The sequence below is a fragment of the Streptomyces scopuliridis RB72 genome (assembly GCF_000718095.1).
In the GTDB taxonomy this organism is placed as follows: Bacteria; Actinomycetota; Actinomycetes; order Streptomycetales; family Streptomycetaceae; genus Streptomyces; species Streptomyces scopuliridis.
The window spans coordinates 79,158-96,550 of record NZ_JOEI01000019.1; the positions used below are offsets into that span (position 1 = coordinate 79,158).

Annotated in this window: 14 protein-coding genes; 7 read left to right on the plus strand and 7 right to left on the minus strand. The window is 71.2% G+C overall.

Annotated elements, in window-relative coordinates; genetic code table 11:
- Positions 1 to 6 precede the first annotated feature (6 nt).
- The 4 genes from IF11_RS0124480 (at position 7) to IF11_RS0124495 (ending at position 3,638) form a co-directional block, all read left to right on the plus strand.
- Positions 7 to 840: an endonuclease I family protein gene (locus IF11_RS0124480; RefSeq protein ID WP_030353873.1), complete on the plus strand. Its 834-nt coding sequence runs from the start codon at positions 7 to 9 to the stop codon at positions 838 to 840.
- 231 nt (positions 841 to 1,071) lie between these two features.
- Positions 1,072 to 1,434 (plus strand): DUF1304 domain-containing protein, encoded by a 363-nt coding sequence (locus IF11_RS0124485; RefSeq protein ID WP_030353874.1) that lies wholly within the window; start codon positions 1,072 to 1,074, stop codon positions 1,432 to 1,434.
- Complete coding sequence (locus IF11_RS0124490; protein WP_030353875.1) at positions 1,431 to 2,024, plus strand: TetR/AcrR family transcriptional regulator; 594 nt, start codon at positions 1,431 to 1,433, stop codon at positions 2,022 to 2,024. Before IF11_RS0124485 ends, IF11_RS0124490 begins: the two co-directional genes overlap by 4 nt.
- A 198-nt stretch (positions 2,025 to 2,222) precedes the next feature.
- Positions 2,223 to 3,638 carry a PP2C family protein-serine/threonine phosphatase gene (locus IF11_RS0124495; RefSeq protein WP_030353876.1) on the plus strand — a complete coding sequence of 472 codons (1,416 nt, stop codon included), beginning with the start codon at positions 2,223 to 2,225 and terminating at the stop codon, positions 3,636 to 3,638.
- 57 nt (positions 3,639 to 3,695) lie between these two features.
- Here the strand turns inward: IF11_RS0124495 and IF11_RS0124500 are convergent, their stop codons facing one another.
- Positions 3,696 to 5,189 carry a DNA-binding protein NsdB gene (locus tag IF11_RS0124500; protein ID WP_030353877.1) on the minus strand — a complete coding sequence of 498 codons (1,494 nt, stop codon included), beginning with the start codon at positions 5,187 to 5,189 and terminating at the stop codon, positions 3,696 to 3,698.
- A 231-nt stretch (positions 5,190 to 5,420) separates the two neighbouring features.
- Here IF11_RS0124500 and IF11_RS0124505 point away from each other — a divergent pair, with 231 nt between their 5' ends.
- Both IF11_RS0124505 and IF11_RS0124510 read left to right on the plus strand, forming a co-directional pair.
- The gene (locus IF11_RS0124505; RefSeq protein ID WP_030353878.1) at positions 5,421 to 6,551 is read left to right on the plus strand and encodes an aminoglycoside phosphotransferase family protein; all 1,131 of its coding nucleotides are present in this window, start codon (positions 5,421 to 5,423) and stop codon (positions 6,549 to 6,551) included.
- Positions 6,552 to 6,858: 307 nt separating this feature from the next.
- On the plus strand, positions 6,859 to 8,835 hold the full coding sequence (locus IF11_RS0124510) for an N-acetylmuramoyl-L-alanine amidase (RefSeq protein ID WP_078490900.1): 1,977 nt from the start codon (positions 6,859 to 6,861) through the stop codon (positions 8,833 to 8,835).
- 131 nt (positions 8,836 to 8,966) lie between these two features.
- Here the strand turns inward: IF11_RS0124510 and IF11_RS0124515 are convergent, their stop codons facing one another.
- The 5 genes from IF11_RS0124515 to aroQ form a co-directional block, all read right to left on the minus strand.
- Positions 8,967 to 10,073, minus strand: coding sequence for a baeRF3 domain-containing protein (locus IF11_RS0124515; protein WP_030353880.1), 1,107 nt, complete (start codon positions 10,071 to 10,073; stop codon positions 8,967 to 8,969).
- Between the two features lie 185 nt (positions 10,074 to 10,258).
- Positions 10,259 to 12,607: a glycoside hydrolase family 95 protein gene (locus IF11_RS0124520; RefSeq protein WP_078490901.1), complete on the minus strand. Its 2,349-nt coding sequence runs from the start codon at positions 12,605 to 12,607 to the stop codon at positions 10,259 to 10,261.
- 149 nt (positions 12,608 to 12,756) lie between these two features.
- Positions 12,757 to 13,257: a hypothetical protein gene (locus IF11_RS0124525; RefSeq protein WP_030353882.1), complete on the minus strand. Its 501-nt coding sequence runs from the start codon at positions 13,255 to 13,257 to the stop codon at positions 12,757 to 12,759.
- Between the two features lie 105 nt (positions 13,258 to 13,362).
- Positions 13,363 to 13,605 carry a DUF397 domain-containing protein gene (locus IF11_RS0124530; RefSeq protein WP_030353883.1) on the minus strand — a complete coding sequence of 81 codons (243 nt, stop codon included), beginning with the start codon at positions 13,603 to 13,605 and terminating at the stop codon, positions 13,363 to 13,365.
- A gap of 92 nt (positions 13,606 to 13,697) precedes the next feature.
- The gene (gene aroQ / locus IF11_RS0124535) at positions 13,698 to 14,324 is read right to left on the minus strand and encodes a gamma subclass chorismate mutase AroQ (RefSeq protein ID WP_078490902.1); all 627 of its coding nucleotides are present in this window, start codon (positions 14,322 to 14,324) and stop codon (positions 13,698 to 13,700) included.
- A gap of 189 nt (positions 14,325 to 14,513) precedes the next feature.
- On the opposite strand from aroQ, the gene paaK reads away from it, so the two are divergent.
- A complete protein-coding gene (gene paaK, locus IF11_RS0124540) occupies positions 14,514 to 15,800 on the plus strand; it encodes a phenylacetate--CoA ligase PaaK (protein ID WP_030353885.1) in 1,287 nt (428 codons plus the stop codon).
- Between the two features lie 21 nt (positions 15,801 to 15,821).
- On the opposite strand, the gene IF11_RS0124545 is transcribed toward paaK, so the two are convergent.
- Positions 15,822 to 17,360 (minus strand): fatty acyl-CoA synthetase, encoded by a 1,539-nt coding sequence (locus tag IF11_RS0124545; protein WP_051746175.1) that lies wholly within the window; start codon positions 17,358 to 17,360, stop codon positions 15,822 to 15,824.
- Positions 17,361 to 17,393: the final 33 nt, after the last annotated feature.

A 17,393-nucleotide genomic window follows, 5' to 3' on the forward strand; every position in this document is an offset into this window, starting at 1 on the left:
TCCCCCATGTCCCGTCGTCAACGTCCCGCCCGACGCACGCTGTTGGCTCTCTGCGCCGCCACCGCGGTGCTCGCCACCACCGCGGCAGCCGCACCCGCCGTCGCCTCCCAGGAGACCGCGTCGGTCACCGCGTCCACCACGGCCACCGCCGCGCTCGACGACACGTACTACCAGGGCGCCATCGGCAAGACCGGCACCGCGCTCAAGTCGTCGCTGCACTCGATCATCAAGAACCAGACGAAGATCACCTATGCCCAGGTCTGGACGGCGCTCAAGGCCACGGACCAGGATCCCGCGAACTCGTCGAACGTGATCGAGCTGTACACCGGCCGGTCCATCTCCAAGTCGAACAACGGCGGCAACTCGGGCCAGTGGAACCGCGAGCACGTCTGGGCCAAGTCCCACGGCGACTTCGGCGAGGCGACCGGCCCCGGCACCGATGTCCACCATCTGCGCCCGGAGGACGTCAGCGTCAACTCCATTCGCGGGAACAAGGACTTCGACAACGGCGGCAGCGCGGTCTCCGGCGCGCCCGGCAACTACACGGACTCCGACTCCTTCGAGCCGCGCGACGCGGTGAAGGGCGATGTCGCCCGGATGATCCTGTACATGGCCGTACGGTACGAGGGCGACGACTCCTGGCCCGACCTCGAACCCAACGAGCGGGTCAACAACGGATCGAGCCCCGCGATGGGGAAGCTGTCCGTACTCAAGCAGTGGAACGACGAGGACCCGCCGGACGCCTTCGAGCAGCGCCGCAACCAGGTCATCTACGACCAGTTCCAGCACAACCGCAACCCGTTCATCGACCACCCGGAATGGGTGGAGGCCATCTGGTGATCGTGAAGGCCGTCCGGTGATCACGGCGCGGCCTGCCCGCGCCTGATCGCCCGCGGTGCCAGACTGTGCCGCGTTAACTCCAAGCGCCCCCAGCGGGGAATGCTGGCCGAGCCCCCGGGACACGCTTCGCCCGGGGGCTTCGGCTTGCCCCGGGCGAGCTGCTTCCTGGACAGCTGTCTATGCTTCATGGACACCTGTCCAGCAGCGCCCGATCCACAGGAGATCCCGATCATGCAGACCGCCGCGAATGTCCTGGTCGGCCTGGTGGCCGCGTTCCACGTCTATGTGATGGTGCTGGAGATGTTCCTGTGGGAGCGGAAGCCGGGCCGTGAACTGTCCGGATTCGACGCCGACATGGCCCGCGCGACCGCGCCCCTCGCCGCCAACCAGGGGCTCTACAACGGCTTCCTGGCCGCCGGGCTGATATGGGGGCTGATCGCCGCGGACCCGACGGGCTACCGCGTACAGATCTTCTTCCTGATCTGCGTGGTCGTGGCCGGTGTGTACGGCGGGGCCACCGCGAACAGGCGCATCCTGTTCGTCCAAGCGCTGCCGGGCGCGGTCACCCTGGCCGCCGTGCTGGCGGCGGGATGACCGGCGTACCGGAAGGACCGCACGCGAGCGGGCCGGCGGGCGATCCCCGTACGGCCAGGACCCGGGCCAGGCTCCGGCAGGCCCTGCTCGACGCCTGCGCGGAGCGCCCGTTCGAGGAGGTCGGGGTCGCCGCTCTGGTGCGCCGGGCCGGGATGGGCAGGGCCACGTTCTATCTGCACTACCCCGACCTTCAGGCGCTGGCGGTCGATGCCTGCGCCGAGGTGGTACGGGAGGCGGTGGACGCGTTGCACGCCTGGCGCGGCGTCCCCGATCCGCGTGTCCCGCCGCCCGCGCTGACCTCGTTCTTCACCGGTCTCGCCCCGCATGCCGCGCTCTACCGGACGCTGCTGCGCCCGGGAGGGGGCGGCCCGCTCGGCGAGTTGCTCCACCGTGAACTGCGGGAGCGCAGCCGCGTCGAGCGGACCCTGGCGGGGGCGCCCGCGCCCGAGCTGATCGCGTCGGCGGTGGCGGCCGCCTTCGCCGGGGTGCTGGCGGACTGGCTGCACGGGCTGATCGAGGACACTCCGGAGGGCATCGCGGCCCGGATCTGGCGGCTGCTGGTGGCGCTCCACCGTATGCCGGTCACCTGAGGCGCCGTCCTCGGGGGCGTACGGCGAAAGCCCGGTCCGCCCAGGGATGCATGAATGCGAGACACACGGCCTGCGGCATATGCCAAAGGCACCATCGACCCGAGTGTTGCCAAACGCCTTACGGGCCCGGGGCGCCTGTGCGACAGTCGTAGCGGTCCCCCCACCGACAGGCCGTGCCGCCCCGTATCGGAGTACGAGATGCCGTCCCCTCTGTTCGCGGACCACCCCGTTCCGCAGCCCGCCGAGCCGGAGACGATGGACGCGCTCATCACCCGGACCCGCCGGCTGCGCGGTGACGTGGACGCCGTACGCCGGGACACCGAGGCCGACGACGACAACACGCTCTGGCGCTGGCAGCGCGCGCTCTGCGACCTGGCGGTACGCCAACTGGACCAACTGGGCTCCCACTTGGACCAGCTCAAGGCGGGCAGGCCGGATGCGGGCGAGACGCGTGACCGCCCGACGCGGGACACCGCCCCGGGCCAGGACCCCGGCCAGGACTTGTCCGGGCCGCGGCTCGGCCGCGTGGGCAGCGGGGAGTGGAACCTCCTGACAGACGAGGTCAGTTGGTCGGACGAACTGTTCCAGATCCTCGGGCGCGAGCCGGAGAGCGGGCCGCTGACACTCGACGAACTGCCCTCCCTGGTGTTCCCCGACGACCAGGCGCTGCTCACCGCGATGGTGACGGACTGCCTGATCGACGGAAAGCCCATCGACGGCGAGTTCCGGATCGTCAGGGCCGACAGCCGGGTCCGTACGCTGCACATGATGGGCGAGCCCATCCTCGACACCGACGGCTGCACCGCCTCCATGTGGGCGGTGCTGCGCGACATCAGCGCGCTGCGCCACGGCGAGCAGACCGTACGCGACTCCCGTGACTCCCTCCGGCGCGAACACCATCGCGCGCAGACCGAACACCGGCTGGTGGCCGAGTTGCACGAGGCCGTGCTCCCCGCGTGGCACGGCTCCTCGTATCTGCCGAGGGGCGGGCCCGACGCGCTGGACCTGGCCGCCCGCCGGCTCCCCGACGCGGCGCACCCGGCGACCGGTGGTCACTGGTTCGACGCGCTGGAACTTCCTTGCGGGGACTCGCTGTTGACGATCGGCGAGCTGTCCGGCCGTGGTGTGGCCGGGGCCTCCTCGATGGCGATGCTGCTGGGGGCGGTGCGCGGCATGGCCGTGGCGGGCATCGCGCCCGGGGCCCTGCTCGGCCATCTCAACCAGCTGCTGGAGACCTCGGAACAGCCCGCGCTGGGCAGCGCGCTCTGCTCCCGCTACGACCCGGAGTCCCGGATCCTCTCGTGGGCGCAGGCGGGCCACCCCGCCCCGCTGCTGTTCCGCGACGGGGCGGGGCACGCGCTGACGCCGCCGGACGGCGTACTGCTCGGGGCGACCTCGGCGGCCGCGTACGAGCAGGCCGAAGTCCAGCTCCGGCCCGGGGATCTGCTGGTACTGCACACCGACGGACTGACGCGGGAGCGCCTCATCGAGCTGGCGCCCCGGACGGCCGGGCTCCGCTCCGCGCGGGAGTGTGCTCAGCTGATCGTCGAGAAGTCCGACGGGGCCGAACGCGCGGACGCCGCCTGTCTGATGGTCGTCAGGATCCCCGGCTGACAGGGAACTCCGGGGGCTCCCGGAAGGGGGTCTCCACGGTCTCCCGGAAGTGGTTCTCTACACATCCGCCTTCCCCGTCCGCTTCGCCGGCCCCTTCGGCATGGCCAGCTTCAGCTCCTCGCGCAGGTCGTCGATCTTCTCGTACCCCGCGTACTGGCCGGTGAGCCGGTACATCTCCCGCAGCCGGTCCCAGGTGCGGTGCGAGGAGGTCTCCCCCATCGACACCAGCGCCAGCCGCGCGTAGCGGTCGGCCTGTTCGGGATCGTCCGCGATGAAGCAGGCGGACGCCAGCGAGATGTAGTCGAAGATCTTGGACCGCTGCCGGCCGTTGCCGCGCAGCTCCAGCGCCCGCTTGGCGTGCTGCTGCGCGGTGATCGCCGCCGTGGGCTCATGGTCGGCGAGGGTACGGAAGGCCAGGGCCTCCATGCCGTGGAGGTCGGCCTCGTCGAACATCTGCATCCAGCAGGGCGACGGGACGTTCCGCTTGTCCGCGGCGAAGAGTTCCTCCGCCTCGCCCAGGGTGCGGCGCATGGCCTGGCCGTGGCCCATGGACGCGTGCGCCCATGCCTCGATGGTGCGCAGCATGGCGCGCGTGCGGGGCAGGGCCTCCTCGCCCGAGCCCGAATCCGCGAGCTTCATCAGATCGAGTGCCTCGTCGGGCCTGCCGAGGTGGACCATCTGACGAGCGGCCCGGGACAGGGCCTCGCCCGCGCGGGGCCGGTCGCCGCCCTCGCGCGCCGCGTGGGTGGCGATGACGAAGTACTTCTGGGCCGTGGGTTCGAGACCGATGTCGTGGGACATCCAGCCGGCGAGTACGGAGAGATTGGCGGCGACGCCCCAGAGGCGCCGCTGGAGATGGTCGGGGTGACGGTAGGCGAGCATGCCGCCCACCTCGTTGAGCTGGCCCACCACGGCCTTGCGCTGGAGTCCGCCGCCCCGGGCGGCGTCCCAGGCGCGGAAGACCTCGACGGAGCGCTCCAGGGCCTCGATCTCCTGCGACCCGATGGGGGCGGCCTCGTAACGGTCGAACCCGGCGGGTTCGGCGTTCAGGGGATCGTCGATCCGGGGAGCGTCGGACGAGAGTGCGGGGTCGGAGTGCAGCCAGTCATGCATGGCGCTGGTGAGTGCTGAGCCTGCGGTGAGCGCGGCACCCGCGCCCACCAAGCCGCGACGGTTGAGCATGAGGTCCATTCCCGTGAATTCGGTGAGGACCGCGGCCGTCCGGTCGGGCGCCCAGGGGAGGGCGTCGGGGTTGTCCGCGTTCCCGGCGTCCCGTCGTTTCCCCGCGCGCCCGCTCCGTACGAACCCGAGGTCCTCGATGGTCACGACACGACCGAGCCGCTCGGTGAACAGGGCTACCAGCACTCTCGGCACGGGATCGCGAGGGGTCTCCCCCATGTCGATCCAACGCCTCACCCGCGAGGTGTCGGTGGCCAGCTGGGGGTGGCCCATGGCCGCCGCCTGCCGGTTCACCAGCCGTGCGAGTTCGCCCTTGGACCAGCCGGCCAGGCCGAACAGATCCGACAGACGGGTGTTGGGTTCTCCGCTCACGTCAAGCCCCCAGGTTCTCGGCTGAGTTGACAGTAACCGCCTGTCAGATGCGTGGCGACTATTCGCCACGGTTCGCCAGGCTTCGCCAGCTCGTGTGCCAGGGGGTCGACGGTGTCAGGTAGGAACGCGCCATCCCGGCCCGGCAGCCGGACGTACTCCCCAGGGTGCCCCATGGCTGCCGGGCGGGAGGCGCGAGTAATTCGTCGGCACACGAAGGGATCTGTATCGCCCATGTACACAGCATCGTCCTCCGTGTCCGCCCCGCCCCGGTCGCAGCGTACGGTCACTCCCGGCAGCGGGCCGTATCTGGACCCCACGCATGCGGGGCGGCCGCGGCTCAGGGCGGGGACGGTCACCCAACCGCTCAGCGGGAGAATCGACGTGTCCGGCCCCCAGGGCGCCCAGCTGCGCATGGCGATCACGGCGGTGCACCGGGTCTGCCCGGAGTTCAACCCCGTACAGGTGCTCCGGCGCAGCGGGCGCTCCGTTCTGCTCGTCGGAACCACCGGGCGCGCCAACGCGGTCGCCAAGTGCCTGCTGGACCACTCCCCGGTCTGGACCGAACGGTTCAGGCACGAAATAGCTGCTTATCGCTCCTTCGTCCGGCACCGGCCGCCGGTACGGGTCCCCCGGCTGATCGCCGCGGACCCCGAGAACTGCGCGCTGGTGATCGAGCGGATGCCGGGGCGAGCCGCCGCGCTGACCCGCCATCCGGTGGAGGCGCCGCCCCGCGCCGATCTGCGGGCCGCGCTGGGCGCGATCGCCAGGCTGAACACCTGGCGGCCCCCGGCCGGTCTGTTCGACAAGCCGCTCGACTACGCGTCGCGGATCGCCCGTTACCACGAGCTGGGGCTGTTCACCGACCGGGACCTGGGCGATCTGCAGAAGCTGCTGCACGGTCTGGCCGGTGCCAGACAGGGCATGGAGTTCTGTCACGGTGACGCCCTGCTCTCCAACATCCTGCTGTCCCCGGCGGGTCCGGTGCTCGTCGACTGGGAGCACGCGGGCTGGTATCTGCCGGGCTACGATCTGGCGACGCTGTGGGCGGTGCTCGGGGACGCCCCGCTGGCGCGCCGCCGGATCAGTCAGCTCGCGCAGGCCGGTGGGCCGGTGGCGCGGGACGCGTTCCTGGTCAATCTGATGCTCGTACTGACCCGGGAGATCCGGATGTACGAGACGGCGGTGCAGCGCGCGCTGCGTGAGGCGCCGTCATCCGGTACGGGCCCGGCCGCCCACCCGTCGGCGTCCGCCCAGCAGAACGGTCTGACGCCGGCCGAGGAGCAGCGGCTGCTGCTGAGGCGGCTGCACGACGACTGCGCGATGGCCCGGCGGGCCGTACGCGCGGCGGTCGGGACCCGCTGATCCGGCCGTACCGAGCGAGAACGAACAGCCCCGCGCGCCCCGTGCAGACACACGGGGCGCGCGGCGCGTCCGGGGGACTCCCGGCCGTGCAAGGGCCGCTCCCGGCGGTGGGATGTCTGATCATTGGTCCATTCCACTGACGCGCCGCAGGCCCGGACGCCACCGCCGCGAAACTCCGTCATACCCGCGCTGACGTGCGAAATCCCCTCCGTGCCCGATGATTGACGGATCGTCCGGAAGCCGATACCCCTGTAGGTCCAGTCGGCCCGGCAGGCCCTTCGCGCACCACCCGTCACTGGAGGCTGCATTGCAAGGTTCCGTCCCCCCACGACCGAGATTCCCGCGTGGTCGCGCGCTGCGAGCGGGAGGTGTCGTCGCGTCCGCCGCGCTGCTGCTGCCCCTCGTCTCCGCAGCTCCGTCCGCCACCGCGGAACAGCCGGGATCCGGCGCGTTGCAGCGTGAGTTCGCCGCCGCGGCCGCGCGGTATCAGGTGCCGCAGAGCGTGCTGCTCGGCGTCTCGTATCTCCAGTCCCGCTGGGACACGCACAGCGGCGCCCCGAGCGTCACCGGCGGCTACGGCCCGATGCATCTGACCGACGCCAGGACCGCGCTCGCCGACGCGCCGCACCACTCCGAGGGTACGGAGGACCCGCGCGGGGACACGTCGCGCGCGGTGAAGACCGTCACCGAGGCGGCGCTGCCCAAAGCCGCCGAACTGCCCGCCCGGCTGCGCACCCTGGACCGCGCCGCCGAGCTGACCGGGCTGCCCGCCAAGGAGCTGCGGCGGAGCCCCGCCGCCAATGTCCGGGGTGGCGCGGCGCTGCTGGCCGCGGCCCAGCGGGAGCTGGGACAGCCGCTGAGCGGCGATCCGGCCGACTGGTACGGAGCGGTGGCCCGGTTCTCCGGAGCGGACGACTCCGCTACCGCCGCGACGTACGCCGATGATGTGTACGACGTGATCAGGAACGGCGAGCGCCGTACGACGGACAGCGGCCAGCGGGTGGCGCTGCGCGCGGCTCCCCAGGTCTCACCCGACACCGCGCAGACCGCGCGGCTCGGTCTGCGCACGGCCGACACGGGGCAGGCCGAGTGTCCCAGCTCGGTCGCCTGCGAGTGGATCCCGGCGCCGTACGCGGAGTTCGGCGAGGACGACTACGGCAACCACGACAAGGCCGACCGGCCGAAGTCCCAGTCGGTCGACTACATCATCATCCATGACACCGAGGGCTCCTGGGACACCACTCTCAGGCTGATCCAGGACCCGAAATATGTGTCGTGGAACTACACGCTGCGCTCGTCCGACGGGCATATCGCCCAGCATGTGGCGACCAAGGATATCGGCTGGCACGCCGGCAACTGGTACATCAACTCCAAGTCGGTGGGTCTGGAGCACGAGGGCTTCCTCGCCGCGCCGGACGCCTGGTACACGGAGGCGATGTACCGCACCTCCGCGCGGCTGGTCGGGTATCTGGCGAAGAAGTACGACATCCCGCTGAACCGTCAGCACATCCTGGGCCATGACAATGTGCCCGGCACGACCACCGCGACGATCCCCGGGATGCACACCGACCCGGGCCCCTACTGGGACTGGGCGCACTACTTCCAGCTCCTCGGCAAGCCGTTCGAGCCGACCGCGGGGCCGGCCGCGTCCGTGGTCACGATCCGTCCGGACTACGCGGCCAACCAGCCGTCGTACACCGGCTGCGAGAAGGCGGGCCAGGCCTGCGCCCCGCACGGCTCGGGCGCCGTACGGCTGCACACCGCGCCGGCCGAGGACGCGCCGCTCGTGAAGGACATCGGGCTGCGGCCCGGCGGCCAGGACTCCACGACCGACGTCAACGACCTGGGCGCCCGCGCCTCGACCGGCCAGCAGTACGCGGTCGCCGGGCGCGAGGGCGACTGGACGGCGATCTGGTACCTCGGCCAGAAGGCGTGGTTCCACAACCCGCGTAAGAGCCCGACCGCCGTGGGCGCCAAGGCGCCGGTGCTGACGCCGAAGGCCGGGCTCGCGGAGATCCCGGTGTACGGACGGGCCTATCCGGAGGCCGGGGCCTATCCGGAGGGGGTGCCGGTCCAGACGGTCTCGGCGTTCCCCTACAAGCTGCTCGCAGGCCAGCGCTATGTGGTGGGCGCCGAGGCGCCGAGCGAGTACTACTTCGCGCCGACCTTCGACACCGCCGGACACCGGGTGGTGCGGGGCAATGACACGTACTACGAGATCCAGTTCGGGCACCGGGTCGCCTATGTGAAGGCGGCCGATGTGGAGGTGCGTCCGGCGCGCTGATACCGAACCGGCAGGGGGATGCCGGGCGTCACCGGCCACGGGGGAGCCGGTGACGCCCGGCTTTTGTCTGCGCGAGTACGCCGGTATGCGGGGACGGGGTGTGCGGGTACGCGCGGATCGGCAGCGCGGAGTCAGTAGCGCAGGACAGCGGCGATGCGGTCGTGGGCGGCGAGCCCGTCGTCCGGGAGGAACACCACCTCGGCGCCGCCGTCCAGGGCCGCTTCGACGAGTTCGTCGACGATGTCCTCGCGTACGTCGGGGCCCACGGCGGCCTCGTCGACCGGAATCAGATGGCCGTCGCTGACGCGGACCGTACGGCGGTAGCGCTCTTCGAGCGCGACCAGATCGGCCCGCTTCTCGCGCACCGACTCCCAGACCTCGTCGAGTCCGGCGGCGAAGGTGCGCCGGCCCTTGGCGTCGTCCAGCCGGGTCAGTACCTCGGCCATCTCCCGGCGCGCGTACTCCTCGACCACGGGCTGGAGTTCCTTCAGCAGGACGGGGGCGGGACCTTCCGTCAGACCGCCCTTGACCAGCCGTCCGACAGCCGTGTGCGTGGCGTTGCCCGCCTCGTCCAGCAGGGCGAGCGCGGGGGCGAGGCCGACCAGATGGAGCGGCCGGGGCCGCCGGGCCAGCACCGCGCCCATGGCCTCGTCGACGGACCGCAGAAAGCGGCGGGTCTCCTCGTCGGTGAAGGTGCTCGGGGTGTCGCCGATCCGTTCCTCGCGTTCGACGTCCCAGGTCTCCTCCGGCGGCGTCATGGGAAATCCGTCCTCGCGGTGCTCGCGCAGGGACTCACCGGATCCGCTCCAGAGCGTCGCGCGGTCGGCGGCGATCGCCAGTACCCAGAACGGCCGTGACTGCGCGGTGGCTGCCACGAGGTTCCGGGTCAGATAAGTGTCGGAGAGGACGACGCGCTCGGGCACCTCGCGCGGCAGATACCAGACCCGGAACTCCCCGGCGTCGGCGAGCAGCAGCAGTCCGTCGAGCAGATGGCGCAGATCGACCTCGGCGACGGCCTTGTCGAGCTGTCCTCTGACCGCGGCACGGGACCGCTTGTCCAGATCCGGTTCGGCCTCCAGCCGGCGTCCCGCCTCGGCGAGCAGATTGCGCAGCCGTACCGCGTCCTGCTCGTGGCGGGGCCCGCGGCGGTGCGTGGGCATCGTCAGGGACACGGCCGGATAGGTGCGCTGCGCACGCAGCTCGCGCAGGACGTCGGGGTTCAGACCATTGCTGTCCATGCTGTCCCTTCGCTCGATGAAGGTCCGGCGGCGGGCGGACAGCCGCGTGCCGGCCCCCAGTCGTGCATCCATCTTGCGCGATTCCGCCCGGTTCCGCAGGAGGGGCGGTCCACTCGGCTCCAAGGGCCCCACCGGCCGTGCGGCGGGCGGGGCCCCGGCCCGAGACCTGGACCTGAGACCTGGACCTACGGGGTGAACTCGTAGGTCTGTCCCGCGGTCGCCCGGAAGACCCGCTCACCGCCCGGCAACAGCGTGCTGCGCAGGGTCAGGTCCGTCGTACGGCTCGCGCGCAGCGTGATCCGGCTCGCCCTCCCGCCGCTCCAGCTGATGTCGAGCGTGACACCGCCGCGCGCCCGCAGCCCCGTCACCCGGCCGTTCGGCCAGGAGGCCGGCAGGGCGGGCAGGATCTCGATCGGGCCGTGCTGGCTCTGCACCAGCATCTCGGCGACCCCCGAGGTGGCGCCGAAGTTTCCGTCGATCTGGAAGGGCGGATGGGTGTCCCAGAGGTTGGGCAGGGTGGAGCTCTTGAGCTGCTCCGAGAGCATCTTGTGTGCGTGGTTGCCGTCCTTCAGCCGCGCCCAGAAGTTGATCTTCCATGCCTTGCTCCAGCCGGTCCCGCCGTCGCCGCGCGCGGTCAGCGAGACCTTGGCCGCCTCCGCCCACGTACTGCCCGCGACGATCTGCCGGCCCGGGTGGAGCCCGAAGAGATGCGAGACATGACGGTGGTCGTCGGTCCGGCTGTCCACATCGGTCTTCCACTCCTGGAGCTGGCCCCAGGAGCCGATACGGAGCCCGGGGTCGAGGCTGCCGAGGGCGGTCTCCAGCCGGGTACGGAAGTCGGGTGCGTCCCCCAGGGTTCTGGCGGCCTCCAGGGTGCTGGTGAACAGATCGTGCACGATCTGCTGGGACATCGCCGCGCCCACCGTGAAGTCCCCGTGCTCCGGTGAGTAGCTGGGCGTGACGACGAGCTTCCCGTCGCGCGGATCGGTGCGGAGATTGGCGAGCCAGAACTCCGCGGCCTCCTTCATCACCGGGTAGGCGGTGGAGCGCAGATAGTCGGTGGAGCCGTTGAACCGGTAGTGGTCGTAGAGCTGCTGGGTGAGCCAGGCCGCGGCCTCCGGGAACCAGAACGAGGTGGCCCAGTTGTGCACGCCGGTGAAGCCGAACGGGTTGGTCTCGTTCTGTACGACCCAGCCGGCCGAGCCGAAGATCTCCCGCGCGCTCACCCGGCCTGGCGCGCGCATCGCCTCGACATAGCGGTCGTAGGGCGCCGTGGTCTCGGCGAGGTTGGTGACCTCGGCGAGCCAGTAGTTCATCTGGAGGTTGATGTTGACGTGGTAGTCCGCCGACCAGGGCGGGTTGGTGACGTTGTTCCATACGCCCTGGAGGTTCGCGGGCAGGGAGCCGGCCCGCGAGGAGGCGATGAGCAGGTAGCGGCCGTACTGGAAGAACAGCGCTTCGAGCGCCCGGTCGGCGGCGCCGGTGCCCCCCGTGTACTGCGTCAGCAGCTGGTTGGTGGGCAGATCGGGGAGTTGCTGGCCGATGTCGAGCGAGACCCGGCCGAAGAGGGCGCCGTGGTCGTTCACATGGTCGGTGCGCAGGGCGTCGTACGAGCGGGCGGCGGCCGCGTCGACGGCGCTGGTGACGGCTCCGTGCGGGTCGGCGCCCCGGTAGCGCGGATAGGTATCGGCGTAGTCCGTACCGGCGGCGAGGACGAACCAGGCGCTGTTGGCACCGGTGACGGTGAGGGTGCCGTTCGCCCCCGCGCTGACCCGGCCGCCATCGGTCCGTACCCGGATCTGGGTCTCGAACCGCATCCCGTTGTCCTGGAGCGCGCCCTTGACGGTGAGCCGGTCGCCGCTCGCCGTCGCGGTGAAATCGGTGCGCGGCGAGGTGTAGCGCAAGGTGAAGCCGATCTTCCCCGGCTGGTTGGCGGAGAACCGGCCGACGATGACCTTGCCGGGGTAGGAGGCGAAGAACTCCCGTGTGTACGCGACGCCTTGGTGGGTGTACGTGACGGCGGCGAGCGCGGACGCGAGGTCGAGCGTACGGCGGTAGGAGCCGTCGGGGGACGAGGGGGCGCCCGGTACGGCCAGTTCGAGATCGCCCAGTACCTGGTACGCGCCGAAGCCGTGCTTCGGCTGGCCGAGTTCGGCGGCGACGGCCTCCGGGGTGAGCTTGCCCTCCGTGTCGAGGCGCCGCTGTACGGAGGCGAGCACTCCGGGCCGGGGCTGGGTCCAGTTGCCGTGGTCGTACCCGGCGGCCCCGGGGCCGCCGGTCCACAGGGTCTTCTCGTTGAGGGTGAGGCGCTCGGTGGCGAGGGTGCCGAACACGCTCGCCCCGAGCGCGCCACTGCCGATGGGCAGCGACTCGCGCTCCCAGTCGGCGGCGGGTGCCTGATACCTGAGCGTCAATTCATCGGAGGGGTTAACGGCGGCTGCGGCTCCGAATATCGCCGGAATGCCCAGCGTCAGTGCGCCCGTTGCCCCGAGCGCGGACTTGATCGTGGTTCTGCGGCTCATCCCAGGGGTCATGGCAGGCACGGTAAAAGTCCGATGACTGAAATGGCAAGGGACATGACAAATTCGCTCCCGCCGGTGTGGACCTGGCCGGTACCGGCCGTGGTCGTTACCGTGCGGGAGCGATCGATCGGCTCCTGGCTCGACGCTGCTGTACCCCTGACTCAGCCCTGCTGGAACAGCTCCGCGGGCAGCGGCTTCAGCAGCGCGTAGAGATCGTCCGTGATCGGCCGGTCCCAGCTGGCGATGGTCACCAGCACATCGTCACTGCGGTCGAACTGCACGCAGGAGATCCGGCTTTCCGAGAGCTTGAGGCGGCGCACGATCAGGAGGTTGTCCCCCTGCATCACCGGGATGTCCTCGGCGCCGGTCACCTCGACCGGCTCCTCGTTCTCCAGCGCCAGCAGCAGCTGGGCCACCTCGAACGGAATCTGCCCGTCGGCCAGCTCGCGGGCGGGCGACCCCGCGGGCAGATTGCCGATGATCATCGCGGGGCCGCGGCCACCGAACAGGTCGTACCGGAGGAAGACACCCTGGCAGCTGCCATCGGGCGCGGGCAGCAGCCCCGCCCCCAGATTGCCGGGCCAGTCACCCGGATCCATGGCCAGGACATCGAAGTCCGGGCCCGCGGGTGTGGCGGCGCTGCGGCGGCGGAGAAAGGACATCCCACCATGGTACGGGTTCGCGCCACTTCACCGGAGCCGGCCGCCCACGCTCTGTCAGCCGGGACGCGCCCCGTCCGCTTCGCCGGCCGCGTCGGTCCCGTCCCCTCAGGTGAGGTCGAACTCCCCGTCGCGCGCGTTGATCACGAAGGCCCGCCACTCGGCCGGGCTGAAGATCAGCGACGGGCTCTCCGGCCGGCCGCTGTTGCGCATGGCGATGAACCCTTCGACGAAGGCGATCTGGACGTCACCCGTACCCCGGCTGCTCGACTGCCAGTCCGCGTTGCTCAGATCGAGTTCCGGCTTCTCCCAGCCCGAAAGCGGCTTATGGGTGGTGGTGCTCTCAGTCACGTCCTGCTCCTCCCGCTGCGTCGTCCCTGGGTCACCCTATCGACCGGCGTCGGTCCCGGACAGGCCGCGGCGCGAGGCGCGGGCGGGACGGGTCAGGGCCGGCAGACGGAGCCGAGGGAGCGGTGCAGCGCCGTCATATGCGGGGCGTCCAGCCGCAGTTCGCCGCCCGTCACGACCGCCGAGGCCAGCAGCACACCGCCGCAGTACGGTGCGCCGCGGTCCTGAATGGTGCGCGCGATCGCCCGTACGAGCGCGTCACTGACGCGGTTGATCTCCGCGCGCACCTCGGCGAGATCGGGCCGGACGGACGGTGCCTCGGACGGACGTGCGTCCCAGCGGCGGTGCAGCGCCCGCTGGACGTCCTTGTTCGCCTCGATCTGGTCCCGGAAGATCCGTACCGTCGCGGCGGGCTCGGCCCCGAGCTCGCCGGCCTCCCGGGCGACCTCGTCCAGGACCTGCCGCTCACGTACGGGATCGTCCACGGGACTGCCGGTGCCCCACTTCGCCGCCGCGACCAGATCGGCGGTGGCCAGCCGCCGCGCGGACAGCTCGGCGATCGGGGAGAGGCGCGCGTACGGCCCCGGAGCTGCCGCGGGTACGGCACGGGCCGTGCCGGTCCCGGCTCCCGCGAGCAGGACGGTGGCGACGCTCGCCGTGGTCACGGCCGAGGCGATCAGTCGCCGTACGGACGGGGTCGGACGCGAGGGGGTCGGGCGCACAGCGGCCTCTCCGGGGTGGGGTTTCCGAGCGTAGAGGGGCGGGGCCGCCGGTGTGCGGGGAATCGCCACGTGGGCCGTGTCGCGGCTCTTGACGCTCGTCGGCACTCCTGAATTACTGATCCCGGGACGATCAACCGAATGATCGGTCGATCGGATGTCCGCACTGTCCGAGGGACCGGGAGAGCGCCCATGACACCTCTGCTGGACGCGGCGGAACAGCTCAGCCGCGAGGAGCTGGCCGCCCTGCAACTGGAGCGGCTGCGCGCCACACTGCGGCACGCCTACGAGAACGTCGGCCACTACCGGCTGGCCTTCGACCGGGCGGGGCTGCGCCCCGAGGACTGCCGCTCGCTCGCCGATCTGGCGCGCTTCCCGTTCACCGCCAAGGCCGATCTGCGGGACAACTATCCGTTCGGGATGTTCGCCGTGGACCAGTCGGAGGTACGGCGTATCCACGCCTCCAGCGGCACCACGGGCCGGCCGACCGTCGTCGGGTACACGCAGCGGGATCTGGACACCTGGGCCGATGTGGTGGCCCGCTCGATCCGCGCGGCCGGCGGGCGCCCCGGGCACAAGGTCCATGTGGCCTACGGCTACGGGCTCTTCACCGGCGGACTCGGCGCGCACTACGGCGCGGAGCGGCTCGGCTGTACGGTGATCCCCGCGTCCGGGGGCATGACCGCCCGCCAGGTCCAGCTGATCCAGGACTTCCGCCCCGAGATCATCATGGTGACGCCGTCGTACATGCTGACGCTGCTCGACGAGTTCGAGCGCCAGGGCGTGGACCCCCGTACGACCTCGCTCCAGGTGGGCATCTTCGGCGCCGAGCCCTGGACGGAGGAGATGCGGCGCGAGATCGAGGAGCGGTTCGCGATCGACGCGGTCGACATCTACGGGCTGTCGGAGGTGATGGGCCCGGGGGTCGCCCAGGAGTGCGTGGAGACCAAGGACGGTCTGCACATCTGGGAAGATCATTTCTATCCGGAAGTGGTCGATCCGTTCACCGGGGAGGTGCTGCCGGACGGCGCGGAGGGCGAGTTGGTCTTCACCTCGCTCACCAAGGAGGCGATGCCGGTGATCCGCTACCGGACCCGGGATCTCACCCGGCTGCTGCCCGGTACGGCCCGGGTCTTCCGCCGGATGGAGAAGATCACGGGCCGGTCCGACGACATGGTGATCCTGCGCGGGGTGAACCTCTTCCCCACCCAGATCGAGGAGATCGTGCTGCGTACGCCGGGGGTGGCCCCGCACTTCCAGCTCCGGCTGACCCGCGAGGGCCGGATGGACGCGCTGACGGTACGGGCCGAGGCCCGCGCGAACGCGACCTCCGCGCAGCGAGCGGACGCGGTGCGGGCGATCGCCGCGGCGGTCAAGGACGGGGTGGGGGTCTCGGTGGCGGTGGAGGTCGTGGATCCGGAGACCCTGGAGCGCTCGGTGGGCAAGATCAAGCGGATCGTGGACCTCAGACCCCACTGAGCCCGGGTCCCGAGCGGTGGCTCAGGAACCGCCGAGGCGGTCGCGCAGCTCGCGCTTGAGGATCTTCCCGCTGGCGTTGCGCGGCAGCGCCGTCACGAACACGATCCGCTTCGGGGCCTTGAAGTGGGCGAGCTTCTCGCGGGCGTGGGCGAGGAGTTCGGCCTCGGTGACCTCGCCGCGCGGGACGACGACGGCTGTGACGGCCTCGATCCAGCGGTCGTCGGGCAGCCCAACCACCGCGGTCTCGGCGACGCCGGGATGGGTGTAGAGAGCGTCCTCGACCTGCCGGGACGCGACCAGCACCCCACCGGAGTTGATGACGTCCTTCACCCGGTCCACCACCGTGTAGTAGCCCTCGGCGTCCCGCACGGCGAGATCCCCGGAGTGGAACCAGCCGTCACGGAACGCCTCCGCCGTCTCCTCCGGCTTGTCCCAGTACCCGGCGCAGAGCTGCGGCGACCGGTAGACGACCTCGCCCGCCGTACCGTCCGGGACGTCCTCGCCGCTCTCGTCGACGACCCGTGCCTCGACGTGCCGGACGGGCCTGCCGCAGGAGTCCATCCGGCCCTCGTGCTCGTCGGGTCCGAGGACCGTCGCGAGGGGGCCGATCTCGCTCTGTCCGAAGCAGTTGTAGAAGGCGAGCGAGGGCAGCCGTGCGCGCAGCCGTTCCAGTACGGGCACCGGCATGATCGAGGCGCCGTAGTACGCCTTGCGCAGCGCGGTCAGATCGCGCGTGGTGAACTCGGGGTGCTGCGAGAGGCCGATCCATACGGTGGGCGGCGCGAAGAGGCTGTCCGCGCGGCCCGCGCCGACGAGATCGAAGATCGTCCCCGGATCCGGTGCGTCCAGGATGGTGTTCTCCGCGCCGACCGCGAGATACGGCAGCAGGAAGACATGCATCTGGGCGGAGTGGTAGAGCGGCAGCGAGTGGACCGGCCGGTCGCTCTCCCGCAGGTCCAGGGCGGCGATGGCGCTGGCGTACGCGTGTACTTGGGCGCGGTGCGTCATCATGGCGCCCTTGGGCAGCGCGGTGGTGCCCGAGGTGTAGAGCAGCTGGGACAGTTCTCCCGGGTCGCCGGCGCGGTCGTACGGCCTCGGCGCGGCCAGCGCGGCGAGCAGCGAGTCGTCGGTGTCGCGCAGCGGGCGGACCGGGACGCCGAAGGGGACCCGTCCGGCGAGGCCCGGATCCGCGAGGACGAGCGCGCTGCCCGACTGCTTCACGAGATAGCCGAGGTCGTCGCCGGTGAGCTGCTGATTGACCGGTACGTGGACGAGCCCGGCCCGCGCGCAGGCGAGATAGGCGATCAGATAGACGTCCGAATTGTGGCCGTAGGACGCCACCCGGTCGCCGTACTCAAGACCGTGGCCGCGCAGTTCGGCGGCGGCGGTGGAGACGGCCGCGTCCAGCTCCGCGTACGTCCAGGTGCGGTCCGCGTACCGTACGGCCACGCGGTCCGGCACCCGGGCCGCGGTACGGCGCACCACGCCGTCCACGGTGCTGTCCAGCAACTCCCGGAGGAAATCGCCGGACTCGGGCGCGGTGCGGTCCTCGGCGTTCATGGCGCGATCCTCCGGGCAGCCGCACGGCGGGTC